7 protein-coding genes are annotated in these 14,357 nt (G+C 47.2%); 4 read left to right on the top strand and 3 right to left on the bottom strand.

What is annotated here, in order from left to right; all coding sequences use genetic code 11:
• Window positions 1-202: 202 nt before the first annotated feature.
• Together dapD and JQC93_RS08570 are read right to left on the bottom strand one after the other, a co-directional pair.
• A complete protein-coding gene (gene dapD / locus JQC93_RS08575) occupies window positions 203-1,234 on the bottom strand; it encodes a 2,3,4,5-tetrahydropyridine-2,6-dicarboxylate N-succinyltransferase (protein WP_205158015.1) in 1,032 nt (343 codons plus the stop codon).
• A 207-nt stretch (window positions 1,235-1,441) separates the two neighbouring features.
• Window positions 1,442-1,735, bottom strand: a complete 294-nt coding sequence (locus JQC93_RS08570) for a YebG family protein (RefSeq protein ID WP_205158014.1) — start codon at window positions 1,733-1,735, stop codon at window positions 1,442-1,444.
• 197 nt (window positions 1,736-1,932) lie between these two features.
• Here JQC93_RS08570 and recC point away from each other — a divergent pair, with 197 nt between their 5' ends.
• The 3 genes from recC to recD all read left to right on the top strand — a co-directional run bounded on the left by recC (window position 1,933) and on the right by recD (window position 11,627).
• Window positions 1,933-5,427: an exodeoxyribonuclease V subunit gamma gene (gene recC, locus JQC93_RS08565; RefSeq protein ID WP_205158013.1), complete on the top strand. Its 3,495-nt coding sequence runs from the start codon at window positions 1,933-1,935 to the stop codon at window positions 5,425-5,427.
• Window positions 5,428-5,769: 342 nt separating this feature from the next.
• The gene (recB, locus tag JQC93_RS08560) at window positions 5,770-9,441 is read left to right on the top strand and encodes an exodeoxyribonuclease V subunit beta (protein ID WP_205158012.1); all 3,672 of its coding nucleotides are present in this window, start codon (window positions 5,770-5,772) and stop codon (window positions 9,439-9,441) included.
• Complete coding sequence (recD, locus tag JQC93_RS08555; protein ID WP_205158011.1) at window positions 9,438-11,627, top strand: exodeoxyribonuclease V subunit alpha; 2,190 nt, start codon at window positions 9,438-9,440, stop codon at window positions 11,625-11,627. Before recB ends, recD begins: the two co-directional genes overlap by 4 nt.
• Before the next feature lie 56 nt (window positions 11,628-11,683).
• Here the strand turns inward: recD and argA are convergent, their stop codons facing one another.
• Window positions 11,684-13,024 (bottom strand): amino-acid N-acetyltransferase, encoded by a 1,341-nt coding sequence (argA, locus tag JQC93_RS08550; protein WP_084886883.1) that lies wholly within the window; start codon window positions 13,022-13,024, stop codon window positions 11,684-11,686.
• Window positions 13,025-13,166: 142 nt separating this feature from the next.
• On the opposite strand from argA, the gene mltA reads away from it, so the two are divergent.
• Window positions 13,167-14,315, top strand: a complete 1,149-nt coding sequence (mltA, locus tag JQC93_RS08545; RefSeq protein WP_205158010.1) for a murein transglycosylase A — start codon at window positions 13,167-13,169, stop codon at window positions 14,313-14,315.
• Window positions 14,316-14,357 lie beyond the last annotated feature (42 nt).

Genomic DNA, 14,357 nt, shown 5'->3' with positions numbered 1-14,357 from the left:
GCTCTTCAGATGAACCTTCGCCTTGTAGATATTGTTTAGCTATAGAGCATTTTAATGCTCTGCTGTATTTGGACATAAAAAGACCCCCAATAATTGGTGTCCAACTATTGGGGGTCAGTTCAACTTATGTGTCAGGCTTTTTTAGTTTGAGCATCTGGTCCTGCTGTGTGGTGACACATTCAGGACACAATATGGCAACAGATTAGTTGTTGCTATGAAGCTCGCTGTTAAGCTCTACAGCGCTCTTGTTAGTCAAACATTCAACACAGCCAGTCTGAGAGTTACGACGGAACAGTAGATCTGATTTACCCGCAAGATCGCGCGCTTTAACGATTTCTACTTCTTGGCCGCTGTTATCAAGCATACGCACTTTCGTGCCTGCGGTGACATACAAACCAGACTCAATGGTGCAGCGATCACCCAGTGGGAAACCAAGCCCAGCATTCGCGCCTAGCAAGCTGTTTTCTCCAATAGCGATAACCATTTTACCACCGCCAGAGAGTGTACCCATGATGGATGCACCACCACCGATATCAGACCCATTACCCACTAACACGCCCGCAGAGATACGGCCTTCAACCATGCTAACGCCTGTGGTTCCCGCGTTAAAGTTAATGAAACCTTCATGCATAACGGTGGTGCCTTCACCTACATGGGCACCCAGACGAACGCGTGATGTGTCTGCCACACGGATACCCGTTGGGACAACGTAGTCCACCATCTTAGGAAACTTATCTACGCAATCGACAGTGAGCGCACGACCTGCTAGGCGAGCTTCAATTTGACGTTCAGCCAATTCTGGCAAGTCGATTGGACCTTCGTTAGTCCAAGCAACGTTGTGAAGTAGACCAAAAATGCCATCTAAAACAGTACCGTGAGGCTGAACTAAGCGGTGTGAGATAAGTTGCAGCTTAAGAAAGCCCTCTGCAACAGTTTGTGGTTTTTCGTCAGACTCTAGAATCACCAAAACTAACGCTTGCTCAGACTGAGCGGCTTTTTCTGCAAAACTTGCGTTGGCTACATCACCATGTGCTGCAAATGCTGTCGCCAGTTCAGCGGCCTGAGCTTGGTTAACTTCGATATCAGAATTTCCACCTTGATAATCCACCAAAGCAGCAATGGCATCGACCAGTGTCGACGCTGGATTAAGAAGAGGGTTTGGGAAGAATGCTTCGAAGATTTTTCCGTCGCGGTTTTTAGTTGCAGCGCCAAGGGCTAAAGCAAAATGTGCCATGTTGTGTGTCGTCTCCATCGATAGTGTGTTCTCTGCCTCGATACGTATGTCTTAGCAGGATTGTGACACCATCATAGTCAGACTAAAGACAACTGAAAAGAGCTCGATGCGAAATTATGCAGGGATTTTTACTTTGCCTGACTTTTTAGTCCAGAAAAAACAAAAGAGGCCGCCTAAGCGACCTCTTTCAACTGGATTACGGTTGGATTACGCCGCGTCGTCTGCAACGTCCGTTTTCACCGCTTCTACTTTAGGCTTTTTAGGCGCTGGCTTGCGCTTAGCACCTAATGCAAAGAGCACCTCTTCTTTGTGCTTGGCAAGATACATAGCGATCTCTTCTTGTTTTGACTCGTCGTCAATGAGCTCACTGGTGCCGAGAAGCTCAAACAGCTCATCGGCCATATCCAACATTTTGTCATAGGCATCCGCTTCGGCTTTTGAGGTAAAAGTCATCTTTTCTTCTCCGTTGCGCTCTACCACGTACTTCACGATCACAGCCATGGTGGTTCCTCTATAATTTTATGGTTAACTATACTGGCTTTTTATACAGTTTTTAGAGCTTTTCGTCCAGAGACATTTCCTCAAACTCTGACCTAACGCGCAACAATTATTCGATTGCGACGCCGAGGCTAACCGAGCAATTTCGCCTTATGCTACAGTGAGTAAACAGACAGCGCATTCAACTAACAGGCTACTTCGTGTTTACGGTATATCACTCCAATCAAATCGACCTACTTAACTCTCTAATGATTGAGTTGATACGTAACGATCCTTTGCCCAATCCACTGCAAGCGGAAGTCATTTTGGTGCAGAGTCCAGGTATGTCGCAATGGTTAAAACTGTCGATTGCCCAACAACAAGGGGTGGCGGGAAATATAGAATTTCCGCTACCAGCCACTTTTATTTGGCGGCTGTTTGAAAAAGTACTACCAGATGTGCCGTCGAAAAGTGCCTTTAATAAAGAGTCGATGACCTGGCGGTTAAACGCGATTTTACCGAACTATTTAGACACCGAAGAGTTTGCGCCGCTGTCGCGCTATTTAAACGATGCTGATCCACTAAAACAGCTGCAATTGGCTGAAAAAATTGCCGATACGTTCGATGGCTATCTGGTGTATCGGCCCGACTGGATAGCAGCGTGGGAAGGGCATCAAGAGGTTGAAGAGGTTCCCGCTGAGCAAAGTTGGCAGCCCATTTTATGGCGCGCCTTGTTTGATCATACCGTTGCAAGCGGAGCGTCTCCGTATCACCGTGCAAACCTCTACGATGACTTTATTGATACTCTTGCTCATTATCAGGGGCGGATTGAAAGCCTTCCTACTCGTTTGTTTGTCTTTGGTATCTCGTCGCTGCCACCACGTTACTTGGAAGCGTTACACGCGATAGGACAGCACATCGACGTTCACTTCATGTTTGCTAACCCATGTCGCTACTACTGGGGCGATGTACGCGATCAAAAAACTATAGCTAAAATGGCGGCGCAAACTCGTAAGCATATCGAATGGCAGGGCGATCACTCTGTTGTGGGTAACGTTGCTCACGTGCTCAAAGGCAGTGAAGCGCAAAATATTGAAGACCCCACTCAGCAGGCTCAAGTTGGCAATGCTTTGCTTGCCAGTATGGGAAAGCTGGGACGTGATAACCTGTTGCTACTGTCCCAGTTGGAATGCCAAGAGATTGAAGCGTTTGTTGATCATGACCTTAATTCAGCGACGTTGTTACAAAGAATTCAGTCCGATATTTTGGAGTTGGATCAGCGCGACATCAGCGACGATGATAGCAATCGACCAAAACACATCGTTGCCGAGTCAGACCGCTCTCTGACACTTCATCAATGCCATAGCCCTACTCGAGAAGTTGAGGTATTGCACGATCAGCTATTGCATCTTTTCGATAGCGATCCATCGCTGACCCCAAGGGATGTGATAGTGATGGTGCCAGATATTAACCGTTACACACCCGCTATTGAGGCCATTTTTGGACAAGCGAATGATGAGCGTAGGATCCCTTATTCCATATCGGATCGCACAACAACAGAAGCCAATCCATTATTAAATGCCTTTTTCAGTTTGCTCGATTTACCTAACTCACGAGCTCAATCGTCGTTGATGCTTGAACTACTAGAGACCCCTGCGGTTTTGCGCCGCTTTGAGTTGTCGGTTCAAGAATTTGAGCGAATTAAACTGTGGGTGGAAGAGGTAGGTATTCGATGGGGATTGACCGAGAAAACGGCCGCAGAGTTAGGGTTTGAAGCCCCACTCAACACATGGCAATTTGGCCTACAGAGGATGCTCATGGGCTATTCTCTGCACCCAGATGTTGGCTTGTACGAGCAAGATGATAGAGTCATCTCTCCCTTTAATCACATTCAAGGGATGGACGCAGACGTTGCGGGTCGACTAGCGCAATACATCGACAACTTAATAGAGTTTCAACAGCGGTTAGCCCAGTCACATAGCATTGAAGTGTGGATGGATATCATCAATCAGCTACTCAGCCAGTTCTTTACGCCAGAGTTAGATGAGGAGCTGATGGTGAGTGCGATCCGTGACGCACTGGTGTCGCTAAAGCAGCCACTTTCTGAGTTGGACGACGCACCACAATTAGACATCGATTTGATTCGATACTGCCTCAAACAGAAGTTAGATCAAAGTCGTGTTAGTCAGCGTTTTCTCGCGGGGCAAGTAAACTTTTGTACGCTAATGCCAATGCGTTCAATACCTTTTAAGGTCGTCTGTTTATTGGGTATGAATGATGGGGCCTACCCACCAGCAGAAATGGTGGAAGGGTTTGACTTGATGCAAAACAAGAGTCGTCCAGGCGATCGTTCACGACGCATCGACGGCCGCTATATGTTTTTGGAAGCGCTGCTCTCTGCGCAACACACTTTATACATTAGTTATGTGGCTCGCTCGATTCGAGACAATAGTGTGTCTGAGCCCTCGATATTAGTCTCTGAGCTTTTGGAATACTGTGAGCAGAATTATTCGGTGCAGCTCGACACTCAAGCAGACGACAATACGAATATGGATGCCGATAACGAGTTGACTGACTTCATCACCTACTCTCACAGTATGACGCCTTACAGTCGCCATGCTTTTGATGGTGCCACGCCGAGTTACGCGAGGGAGTGGTTGCCTGTTGCTCAGGCCAACAGTGGTAACGATGCGTCGCATACTGAAGTAAAACCACTGGCTGAAGACCAGTGGCAATTGCCGAGTTTCGCGGATGAAATTGATGGCGAATTGATTGTAGAGCTAGACGTGCTTTCTCGTTTTTGGACACTCCCTGTTAAGCGTTACATGAATCAGCGGCTTGGGGTGTATTTCGATCCGTTTGATATCAAAATCGAAGACGATGAACCCTTTGCTATGGGGGGATTGGGTAGCTATTTGTTGCGGCAACAGTTGTTAGAGCATTCGTTAGAACAGAGCATACAGGCTGGCGAAGTCGTCACCGATCCGCAGAGTTATCTCAAGCATAAGCGCGCTGAGGGGGTGTTACCCGTAGGTGCGTTTGGTGAGCTTGATATTGTCAGCAGTGAGCAACAAATCGCTATGTTGTTAGAGCGTATATTGCCGTATTGCAGTCGTCCGCAGCCCGCTAGGAGCATAGATCTTCACCTATCTCCGTTAAGCGATACCCGCCGCGTGTTTCTCCAAGGTTGGTTAGATAATCAGTATGAGCAAGGCATGGTGCGTTATCGATGCGGACAGCTGAGTGCAAAGTATGTGTTAGGTTTTTGGATCGACCATCTCGCGGCTATGGCAACAGGTGAACAACGCAGTACTCAACTGTTTGGATTTGCTAAGCACAACGTTGTTGAATGGATGCTACTGCCGCTGACGAGTGAGAATGCAAAGCATCACTTGGAAACCTTGATTCAACTCTATGTTGAAGGATTAGACTTACCGTTGCCATTTTTTGTCGACACGGCATGGGAGGGCGCGTTAGCGATTGAGAAAGCAGGATTAGTGCTAGACAACCCTCCAGCAGACAGCGACGTTGGATTAAAGGCGATGGCCAAAATGCAACAGACGTTCGAGGGCAACAGTTTCCGTCCTGGTGAATCTGACAATCCTTACATTCAAAGGGTTTGGCCTCAATGGAACGATCAGGTTGCTGAAAAGTGTTATCAACTCATGCAGGTGGTAATGCTACCGCTATTGAGTCATTGCGAGAGAGAGAAGTAGCAAGAAAGGGGGTGGCCGCCAGCTTTTTTATAGTGTGTAGGGTAAATTCTGTGCGGCCACAGGTCAGAGAGACCTATTTTTATTCTGTATGTAAACTTGCTGAGCGTGGTTTGCCTAAAGGCATCGACATAAGCAGCAATATTGCGAAACTTTTTAACTGCCGCGGATAGTAGCCATAAAAAGAGTAAGGCGTTGTGAGTAAGATCTCGTCTCGTACCCAACAGCCTATTTCAACTCGTGCTAATTCAAGTATTTGGGTCAGACCTCACAAATATGACCCTTTGCTAATATTCCAAAGTAAGATGATTTTTAATTACGTTTGAACAAATATGGATTGAGTTAATGCCAGTGTTAAACAACGGTGACACCCTTGCGACCAAATTGGACACAATACGCTTTCCACTGCATGGCGCTCGGTTGATTGAAGCCTCTGCAGGGACCGGAAAAACCTTCACCATTACGGGGCTGTATTTGCGCTTGTTGCTAGGGCACGGTAGTCAACCCAATCCAACCCTAGGCCTCGAAGAATCAAGGCATACCGCCCATCAACGACCATTGACGGTTGACGAAATTTTGGTGGTGACGTTTACAGAAGCGGCCACAGCGGAGCTTAGGGGAAGAATCAGAAATAAAATTCGTGATGCTAAGCTAGCGTTTATGAACGGCAACAGCGATGATCCCGTGATCAGCGCATTATTGGAAGCCACTCAAGATCATCGTCAAGCTGCACAGACATTGTTGGCCGCAGAGCGCCAAATGGATGAAGCCGCGATCTATACCATTCACGGCTTTTGTCAGCGCATGCTGGTGCAAAACGCTTTTGAGTCGGGGAGTCGCTTTAATAACGAGTTTTTGACCGATGAAAGCAAGCTAAAACAGCAAGTGGTCGCTGATTTTTGGCGCCACTCTTTTTATTCTTTGGATCGTCGCATTGCCAGTATCATTAGGCAAATTTGGTCCTCGCCGCAGGGACTTTACAACGAAATACATCGCTACATTACCAATGACACTCTAAGCATCGCTCCTGCGATTGATGCCGTTGATATTGCTCAGCTGCATGCTGACATTATTCACCACATTGAGACAATGAAAACTCAGTGGCTCAGTGATTATCAAGACGCAATGGCGAACTTGCGAGAATCAGGTGTCAGCAAGCAAAGCTATTCATCACGGTATCTGCCAGTCTGGATTGAGGCAGCAACGCAGTGGGCGCAAGGTCCTACTGAGGATTACACAGTCTTCGATAAGCTCGAAAAATTTACGCAATCGACTCTGAGTGAGAAAACTAAAAAAGGCCAGGCCCCCGATCATCCACTATTTAGTCAAATCGAAGCGTTCTTAGAGCAAGATTTAGACTTGAAGATTCCATTGATGTCGTGCGCCATCAGCCACTGTCGTGAAGCCCTGAAAAGCGAAAAGCAAAGGCAACAACTGCTATCTTTTGATGATCTTTTAAGTCAGTTAAATCATGCGCTGCATACAGACAGTGGCGATACGCTTGCGGCAAGAATTCGGACCTTATATCCGGTTGCTATGATCGATGAATTCCAAGACACCGATGCCCAGCAATACGATATTTTTAAACGGGTTTATCTGGGCCAATCGCATTGTGGATGGTTTATGATTGGCGATCCTAAACAGGCGATTTATGGGTTTAGGGGAGCTGATATTTTCACTTATATTGAAGCTCGCAAGCAGGTTACGTCTCACTTTACTCTAGACACCAACTGGCGCTCGAGCCACGACATGATTGCAGCGGCAAATGGATTGTTTGAGTTTGGCATCAACCCGTTTATCTACGACCAAGACATTCCTTTTATTCCAGTAGACGCAAGCCCAAATGCAGGTCAACGCGGATGGACGTTAAACGACCAAGCGCAACCCGCTCTCAATGTATGGGTCGCGCCTGATAGAGAGCAGCCTATCTCAAACGCGGACTACAAAACTCAAATGGCTCAAGCAACCGCCGCGCAGATTCAGCTTATACTTGAGCAAGCTCAGTGTGGGCGTGCCAATCTGCACAGCGAAAAGCATTCTCGCCCTATTGAAGCCAGTGACATTGCTATTTTGGTTCGTACCGGTGCTGAAGGAAGACTGATCAAACACGCACTGGCACAGCAGGGCATCGCAAGTGTGTACATGTCCAACCGTGACAGCGTATTTAAAAGCGCTGTCGCTCAGGATATGTATCGAGTTATGGACTCACTGTTGGGCGTAGACAATGAGCGAAAACTGCGGGCCGCACTGGCGACGGGGCTGCTCAATGTATCGGTAGAACAGCTTCATCAACTAGGACAAGATGAAGTGTTGTGGGAGCGTACTGTCAGTGAGTTTGCGCTCTACCGAGAGCAGTGGCAAAAACAGGGTATATTACCTATGTTTCGCTCGCTGATGAATCGGCGCGAGATTGCACAGCGATGGGTAAGTGAAGTATCGCAAGATGGTGAACGAAAGCTGACAGACTTTATGCACTTAAGCGAGCTGCTACAGCAGCACAGTCAAATGCTGGAAAGTGATCATGCTCTACTTCGTTGGTTTGGTGAAGCGATCGATAACGCTCATAGCGGAGAGGCCGCAGCGGACGATCAAATATTGCGTCTAGAATCAGAAAAAGATCTGGTGCAGATTGTGACAATCCATAAATCTAAAGGGCTTGAATACGATCTGGTGTTCTTACCCTTTATTATGGGCTTTCGTCAGGCCAGCGACGCGAAATACTATGACCCCGAGCACGCAAGGTCTGTGCTCGATCTCGCTAAAGGTGAGCAGAGCCTTGAGCGTGCTGACACAGAGCGTTTAGCCGAAGATTTACGTCTTTTGTATGTGGCGATGACGCGGTCAGTTTATGGCTGTTTTATTGGTGTCGCGCCGGTGAAAAAAGGCAACCAAACCAAAGGGAATTCGGGGGTGCATTTAAGTGCCATGGGGTACTTGCTGCAACAGCGCAATCCAATGGACTGCACCGGTTTTTATCAATCTATAGAGCAATTTTTTCAGAGCTTGTTACCTCAAACAACTCGACAGGCTTCCATACTGGAGTTGTCGCCGACACCGTTTGTGTTAAGCGAAACAGAAGAATTCATAGCCAAGCCTGCCAAGCTTTCTCATACAATAAATAACCAGTGGAGAATGACCAGCTACTCTGGGTTGGTGAAGCAAAGTCAGCATGGGCACGCAACGATCTCCGACTTAGAGTTGACTATACCGGCGTTTGATCTAGATTCGGCTCGCGAAGAGCAGATTGAGCAAGATGAACCTATAGAGCAATCAATGTTCAGTTTCCCTAGAGGTGCAAGGCCAGGCACGTTACTGCATACCATTTTTGAAGAGATTGATTTTACTGAGCCAAATAGTGAAGACAATCAAATCATCGTAACGCAGCTGCTGGAACGAGAGGGTATCACTGGCGACTGGCTATCCGTAGTGATGGACATGGTGAGCAAAGTGCTTACCGCAGATTTGAGTCTTGCTCAACCGTCACAAGACCACATAGATTGCCTTAAGCTTTGCGATAAAAATGAGCAACATACCTTGGTGGAAATGGAGTTTGTCTTACCGTTAGAATTGTTGTCAGCCACTCAATTTAATCAAATTGTTCGGCGTCATGATGCGCTATCTAAGCAAGCAGACAACCTAGAATTTCGACCGGCTCAAGGGATGCTTAAAGGCTTCATCGATTTGATTTTTGAGCATCAAGGCAAATATTATGTGCTCGATTGGAAGTCGAATCATCTAGGTAACGAAAACAGCGATTACCACCAACAGGCCTTGCAGCAAGCAATGCTAGATCATCGCTATGATATGCAATATCAGATCTATTCTCTTGCGCTGCATCGTTTTCTTCGGCAGCGCATAGCAAACTACTCCTATGAACAACATTTTGGTGGTGTGTATTACCTCTTTTTACGTGGAATCGATGGACAGTCCAACAATGGGATTTTTTATACCAAGCCTAGTGAAACACTGCTCGATGAGTTGGATGCGCACATTGCAAACAATGAGGAGGCGCTATGACTGAACAGCTCAAAGTGAACCAGAGCAGTCCCAACGTGTTATCACAACCGGTAGTACATGAGCTCAGTACATTGGTTAGCGAAGGTAAGTTGCGAGCTATTGATATGCAGTTTGGCAAATTGATGTTGCAGCTTTCTCGCCCTGCTGAGCCTTGTTCGCAATGGCTGATTGGGCTAATGGCTGCATTAGTCAGTTATGAATTAGGCCAAGGCAATATCTGTTTAGTTTTGCCACCACACGGCGACTTGCAGAGTTGGTTGTGTCAGCGTTTAGGACTATCCACCGAGCAGCGTCATCGACTGTCGTCCCAATGGATCGTCCGAGATCAGTGGCAATCAGACTTAAAAGCATTCGCTGTGGTTGGCGAGCCGACAAGGCGAAGTGCAACCCCGATGATTCTTGATGGGGAGAGTTTGTATATTCAGCGGTATTGGTATTATGAGCAGTCTCTTGCATCTGCACTTGTTAAAATGGCGCAGAACTCGGCAATTGAGCGTGAGCATCACGCGCAATTGGCGGCAACATTAGAGCAACTTTTTAAGCGAGATTACCGTCTACTTTTTCAGCTTTGGCAGCAACAGTCAGGCGGCGAGGCTGACACTAAAAATTGGTTGGTCTCTGCACTCGATATTGCCGAGCCGCAGTCTGTTGATTGGAGCGCAATTTTCACGTTGTTTGAGAATGTAAATTCACCTTCACAACTAGAGAGCCTAGATACTCTGGTGCCAAACTCGGTGTGTTTGAATTGGCAAAAAGTCGCAGCAGCCGTGGCGCTGTCTAAGCAATTCGCGATTATTTCTGGTGGGCCAGGAACAGGTAAAACCACCACCGTCGTGAAATTACTTGCGGCAGCAATAGAGCAATCAAAGCTTACTCGCAATCTGCAAAAAGACGATCAAGCCCAGAGTATGGTCATTCAGTTGGTGGCACCAACAGGCAAAGCCGCGGCTCGACTGACTGAATCCATTGGTGGCGCGTTGCAAAAGCTGCCCATCGATCCCGAGATTAAAGCACTCATTCCAACCAAAGCGAGTACGATTCATCGACTGCTAGGTGCTATCCCAAATAATCCCGAGTTTAAGCATCATAGTCGTAATCCTTTGCATCTTGATATGTTGGTCGTTGACGAGGCGTCGATGGTCGACTTATCCATGATGGTTAAATTGGTGGATGCGTTACCCAAGCATGCACGTTTAGTGCTGCTGGGAGACAAAGATCAATTGTCCTCAGTGGAAGCGGGGGCTGTATTAGGTGATCTGTTTAGCTTTCATCGACCAGGATACAGCGAAGCAACTCAACAGCTGCTGACTCAGCTAACGGGCTATCAACAAGTGCGAGCTCAATCATCGATAGGTGTGTTGACCGACAACCTCTGTCTATTACAAAAGAGCTATCGCTTTGACGCGCAATCAGGCATTGGCCAACTTGCACGTGCCGTTAATATCGGCAGTACCTCGCAGTATCATAAGATTAAAGACGGCAACTTTAGTGACATTGAACGATACTCGTTGGACAGTGAATACTACAGCCAGCTCTTTAAACAGCTAGGCAAGCGATTTCGAGCTTATTTGGATCACCAAAGTTCACAGGATATGGAAAGCGATGTGCCTGAAAGCCAGATGTTTGAGATTGCCAAAGCTAAGCTCAAGCTGTTTCAAACGACACGGCTTTTGTGCGCAGTAAGAGAAGGCGAGTTTGGCGTTGTTCAGTGCAACAGGCGCATAGAACGAGAGTTGGCCGCGCAAAGGCTCATCCAACCTAGCGAGTTGTGGTACGTTGGGCGGCCTATCATGGTGACTCAAAATGATCATAGCTTGGGACTGTTTAACGGTGATATTGGCATTTGTCTGATTGACCAGTCCAACCCTGAGGGACGATTGAAAGTCTATTTTGAGCTGCCCGATGGCAATATTAAAGCGGTTCTTCCAAGTCGAGTACCGGCTCATGAAACGGGCTTTGCGATGACCATACATAAATCACAAGGAAGCGAGTTTGATGCCACCTATATGCTGCTTCCGCAAAACTATACACCGCTGCTAAGCCGAGAGCTGGTGTACACCGGGATCACACGAGCCAAAAAGTCATTACATTTGTACGCGAACACAGATGTCATAGATCGGGCGATTAACTCACCAACACAGCGCGCGAGTGGACTGGCTCGTGCGCTTGAGAAAACGAAGGTTTAGCTTTGATAAATCGCTCCATGGCCCAAAGGGTTTTACCATTTGGGCCATGACAGCGTCTAGATGATGTCTAAAACGAGGATCTTAGAGTTACGATGGTAGTTGTATAGCTGCTGTTTTTGCACAGGCAGTGACTCTAATTGTGACTCGTAAAAACCTTGCTCTCTAAACCAATGCAAACTGTGCGTGGTTAGGACAAACATTTGATCAATGCCTTGAGCAAGACATTGCTGTTTCATATGCTCTATCAGTTTTAACCCTCTGTTACCATCGCGGTAGTCTGGGTGGATAGCAACACAGGCCATTTCGGCCATCTTTTCATTCGGGTACGGGTAAAGAGCGGCACAACCAATGACCACCTGATCTTTTTCGATGAGGGTGAAGCGCTCGATTTCTTGCTCCAATTGCTCGCGAGAACGACGAACCAATACACCTTGTTGTTCCAGTGGTTGAATCAGATCCAATATCCCGCCAATGTCGGAAATACCGGCAATACGTACTTGCTCCGCGCTGTGGGTTACGATTTGAGTACCAATACCATCTCGTGAGAAAAGCTCTTGGATCAACGCCCCATCATCTTGATAGCTCACCAAGTGCGATCGATATACTCCGTTGAGACAGGCTTTAACCGCACCGTGTAAAAAGCGCAATGTCCCTTCAGTGTTATCGGCTGAGGAGCCGTCACTGTTCATTTCTGCTTGGTGCAATAGGTCGTCAATTTGACTTGGGAAGAGCTCGGCAATGACGTCACCATTGGTATCCAAGTACCCTTGCTGCGAACTGAATCCGATGAGTTTTGCGGCATTTAGCTGTATCGCCACTGCTGTGGCAATTTCTTCCGCGGGAATATTAAAACACTCTCCAGTGACAGAGCCCGCCACAGGACCAAGTAAAACAATCGTGCCTTGATCGAGCTGTCTATTGATACCCGCCACATCGATACGTCGAATTTTACCACTATGTTGATAGTCGACCCCATCATCGATGCCTAAAGGCTGTGCAATGACAAAGTTGCCGCTGATGACATTGAGCTCGGTTCCCGCCATTGGGGTATTGTTCAGGCTCATGGATAAGTTGGCAGTAATGGCAAGTTGCAGTTGTCCGGCAATGCGCATAATAGTAGTCAGTGCAGCATGATCAGTAATGCGTCGCTGTTTATGATAGCGCGATGAACAATTGGTATTGGCTAACTGTTGGTTAATTTGAGGTCGGGCACCGTGCACCAGCACTAACTTAACCCCTAAACTGTGTAGAAGTGCAATGTCACTGATTATATTAGAAAAATTGCTATGGCTGATGGCTTCACCCGGTAACATGATCACCATGGTTGTTCCACGGTGCAAGTTTACATAGGGCGTGGACTGCCTAAACCCTTTAACCAGAGCGGTACTTCGTTGCATTGCTGCGTCCTTACACATTGATGTTATTGCAAAACCGTTGATATTGTGACTAAAAATGCAGTAATAATCAATAAATATTCCACTTGGTAGAGTTGAAACAAATGATTGCTTTCGATTGTGCCTTTGCGATGAATTTGCGATCATGGCGCAAAATATTCGTCAAAAGGACAGCGACTTGATTAACACCGTTAAGGGAACAGGACAATGGGCTAGCGTGGGACTCATTGCCTCGTTATTTCTCTTTGGATGCGCCCCTTCCAACGAGCTTGGGAAACAACACTATGAGCAGGAATTTACTGCACCGTTAACTGAAACCGACGTAATACAGTCGACGGTGACGCGAGATTACACGCGCTTTGGCGACCAAGCGGAACTTGTTCTAACTAATTCTCCATCTCTTAATCAGCGTTATCAAGAGCTGTATACTGCACTCAGTGACTGGGCTATTGCGGATGGTGATCCCAAAAACCTAGCACAGTATGATATTGAAGTTGCTCAGCTCTCCGGCGGCGATCGTAAAGGCAATGTGCTGTTTACTGGGTATTTTTCACCCGTCATCGAAATGCGCCATCAGCCGGATGAAACCTATCGCTTCCCAGTGTACTCAAATCCTGGGTGTGGCGAGCAGTGCCCAACACGCGCGCAAATTAACGACGGCGCATTAGAAGGGCAAGGGCTTGAAATCGGTTATGCTGCGTCTCAAATAGCCCCTTTTCTGATGGAAGTTCAAGGCAGCGGATTTGTGCACTTTGGTGATGACAATAGCATGCAATACTTCGCTTATTCTGGAAAAAACAACAAACCTTACGTGAGTATTGGTCGAGTACTGATTGAAAGCGGCGAGGTTCCAAGAGAGCAGATGTCGGTGACGGCAATTAAAGATTGGGTGGCCAGTCAGCCAGAAGAAAAGGTCACAGAGCTTCTGGAACAAAATCCTTCTTATGTTTTTTTTCAACCCAACGATAATTTGGATGTGAAAGGCAGCGCAGGCATTCCACTGTTGCCTTTGGCCAGTGTCGCGGGCGATCGCTCGTTATTTCCTATGGGAACCCCAATACTAGCCGAAGTCCCCTTGCTGAATGCCGATGGCAGTTGGTCGGGTGTACATCAACTTCGGTTACTGATTGTGTTGGATACGGGGGGAGCGGTAAAAGGCAGTCACCTGGATCTGTATCATGGGATGGGAGCACACTTAGGAAAACAGTCTGGTTACTATAAACATTTTGGACGCGTGTGGAAGCTGGGACTCAGCGGCACAGAAACCGCGCAGCCTTGGCAGTTAACTGACTAGACTTTTTGCGAAAGAGTGCGTATAAAACGCACTCTTTTTTGA

It is taken from the genome of Vibrio ulleungensis (assembly GCF_016900875.1).
In the GTDB taxonomy this organism is placed as follows: domain Bacteria; phylum Pseudomonadota; class Gammaproteobacteria; order Enterobacterales; family Vibrionaceae; genus Vibrio; species Vibrio ulleungensis.
Note: the sequence above shows the minus strand (reverse complement) of the source record. Positions and strands in the feature narration are given on the sequence as shown.

Bases quoted from the DNA above. Each gene is read 5' to 3' on its own strand.
- JQC93_RS08570 (WP_205158014.1), bottom strand. From the start codon at position 1,735: ATGGCTGTGATCGTGAAGTACGTGGTAGAGCGCAACGGAGAAGAAAAG.
- dapD (WP_205158015.1), bottom strand. From the start codon at position 1,234: ATGGCACATTTTGCTTTAGCCCTTGGCGCTGCAACTAAAAACCGCGAC.
- recB (WP_205158012.1), top strand. From the start codon at position 5,770: ATGCCAGTGTTAAACAACGGTGACACCCTTGCGACCAAATTGGACACA.
- argA (WP_084886883.1), bottom strand. From the start codon at position 13,024: ATGCAACGAAGTACCGCTCTGGTTAAAGGGTTTAGGCAGTCCACGCCC.
- mltA (WP_205158010.1), top strand. From the start codon at position 13,167: ATGGCGCAAAATATTCGTCAAAAGGACAGCGACTTGATTAACACCGTT.
- recD (WP_205158011.1), top strand. From the start codon at position 9,438: ATGACTGAACAGCTCAAAGTGAACCAGAGCAGTCCCAACGTGTTATCA.